We start from the raw sequence: 2,049 nt of genomic DNA, 5'->3' as shown, positions 1-2,049 counted from the left end.
AGATTTGAAAACAGGGGGATCGGTACAGAGATCGATGTGAACTTACGACCAGGCTGCTCGCTGACGCGCTGAACATGCCGTCTCTGAAAACGGTGATGACCTTCCAGTCGCGTTTCGGCAGAGAGCCGTGGTTAACGCCTTTTACCGATGAGACGATCAAAAACCTCCCACAGACTGGAGTGAAAAACCTGCACGTCATCAGTCCGGGCTTCGCATCAGACTGCCTGGAAACCCTGGAAGAGCTTGATGAGCAGAACCGGGAAATCTTTATGAAGGCCGGCGGTCACTCCTTTACGTATATACCGGCGCTTAATGACCAGCCCGCCCATATAGAGATGCTGCGCCAGCTTGCAGAACAAAACGGTTAAATCAGGCCACAACCAGAAGTAACTGAACGAACAACAGGAAGGGATCTGACAACTCAGCACGGGCGTTTTTTCAGAACGCCATGAGCATGGGTACCCTGATAAGCTGCAGACGCCACTCTGCCACGAGGTCATGCCCGTGAAAAACGGCCGTGATGAAAAACTGACGAAACCCTCATCGGCGAAGCCGTGTCCACTCCTCTTAAAAGCAAAAAACCGGTGACGTGTCGGACACTTCAGGTTTGGCTGTATCTGTTACAGGCCTGAAACGGACCAAGGTCGCATACCTGCCGGCACGCCCTGAGTGCAGAGCACTGCACTCAATTCATTTTTCATGTCATCGCGTTTACTTTCATACCCTGAAAGCATCGACCATTCCGCGCAGGGAGTGGGCCTGCTCAGAGAGCGACTGTGAAGCGGAAGAGGACTCCTCGACCAGCGCGGCATTATTCTGCGTGACGCCGTCCATCTGGCTGACGGCTATGCTGACCTGGGAAATGCCCTGCATCTGCTCTGAAGAGGCGAGCGAGATATTATCCATGGCCTCCGCCAGCTCACCCACCATGCCGACAATTTTCAGGATGCTCTGCCCGGTGCCCGCCGCCACCGCAACGCCGCTTTCTACCTGCTCTACGGCCTGCTCAATCAGCTGTTTAATATCGCGCGCGGCGGTAGCACTGCGCTGGGCAAGGGTTCTGACCTCGCCTGCCACCACGGCAAAGCCGCGGCCGTCCTCGCCTGCCCGGGCGGCTTCCACCGCGGCGTTCAGCGCCAGAATATTGGTCTGGAAGGCGATACTCTCAATTACGGAGGTGATATCCCGCACTTTTGTTGCACTGAGCGAGATGTCGTTCATGGTTTCAGACATGCGCTGTACGTCGGCCTCTCCCGTGCGGGCCAGCGATGCCGCTTCGCGCGCCGACACGGCGGTCTGCTCTGCCCCTGCCGTGTTGCTTTTCACCGTGGCGGTCAGCTGCTCCATGCTGGCGGCCGTTTCCTGCAGCGCTGCGGCCTGCTGCTCCGTACGGGAAGAGAGCTCCGTATTACCCTGCGAAATTTCATCCGCCGCCAGCGCCACGGAGGCAGAAGATTCTTTTATCTGTGACACCAGCCCGCGCAGGTTTGCCTGCATGCCGTCCAGTGACGCCATCAGGCTGGTCGTGTCACTGCGGCGCAGCATAACGGGGGTGGTCAGGTCGCCTGAGGCAATGGTCGCCGCCAGGGACTGCGCCTGCGCGGGCTCTCCGCCCAGCTGGCGCATCAGCACGCGGATGGTCAGTAAGCAGGTTACGATCGCCACCAGGACTGACACGGTAGCAAGCAGCACCAGCGTCAGCGACGCGCGGTCCGTCGCTGCGCTATTCTGCTCAACGGCGGCCTGGGTATTTTGCAGCTGGACCTGCGTCATGTCGTCAAGGGCGCTCAGGAGGCTACTCTGCGCCGGGCGGGTGACCGTCATCAGGTAAGTAATCGCTTCCTGCGCACGATTATCCAGCCCAAGCTGGCCGGCCTGCTTCAGCGCCGCCAGAGCAGGCCCTTGCGCGTCAGTGATATGGTCCAGCATCTCGCGGTCTTTCGGGGTTGCATCCGCTTTCATTATGTCAGCGAGCGCCTGCTGGTTGGCGGCATATATAGACGCCTGCTTCTGCAGTCGCTCCCATTCCGGCTTCATGGCCTGAGGGTC

General features: G+C 59.0%; 1 protein-coding gene and 1 pseudogene. One reads left to right on the top strand and one right to left on the bottom strand.

Annotated elements, in window-relative coordinates:
- Window positions 1-11: 11 nt before the first annotated feature.
- Window positions 12-368 (top strand): annotated as a pseudogene (hemH, locus tag PSSD_RS25765) (ferrochelatase); the annotation flags it as partial.
- Window positions 369-717: 349 nt separating this feature from the next.
- Here hemH and PSSD_RS25760 read toward each other — a convergent pair.
- Window positions 718-2,049 (bottom strand): methyl-accepting chemotaxis protein (locus tag PSSD_RS25760; RefSeq protein WP_058974212.1); only part of this gene is annotated, 1,332 nt, incomplete at its 5' end.

The organism is Type-D symbiont of Plautia stali, assembly GCF_001485335.1.
Lineage (GTDB): Bacteria > Pseudomonadota > Gammaproteobacteria > Enterobacterales > Enterobacteriaceae > Pantoea > Pantoea vagans_C.
This window is presented reverse-complemented; position numbering and strand designations above follow the sequence as displayed.